Annotated in this window: 1 pseudogene; it reads left to right on the forward strand. The window is 63.0% G+C overall.

From position 1 onward, the window contains the following. A pseudogene (locus tag AB2L51_RS15210) lies at positions 1–270 on the forward strand (3-deoxy-7-phosphoheptulonate synthase); the annotation flags it as partial.

The raw sequence follows: 270 nt of genomic DNA on the forward strand, positions 1-270 counted from the left end.
GCGCAATCCTCAATGGCGAGGATTCCCGCCTGTTGGTCATCGTCGGCCCTTGCTCCATCCACGACCCGAAATCCGCTCTCGAATACGCCGCCAACCTGGCCCGTCTTGCCCGGGAGGTGAGCGACAGCATGCTGCTGGTGATGCGTGCCTACGTCGAGAAGCCGCGCACCACCATTGGCTGGAAGGGCCTGGCCTACGATCCTCACCTCGACGGCAGTGATGACATGGCCGCCGGTCTCGGCCTGTCTCGGGAATTGATGCGTGAAATGC

The sequence above is a fragment of the Acetobacter fabarum genome, assembly GCF_040702925.2.
Taxonomy (GTDB): Bacteria; Pseudomonadota; Alphaproteobacteria; order Acetobacterales; family Acetobacteraceae; genus Acetobacter; species Acetobacter fabarum_B.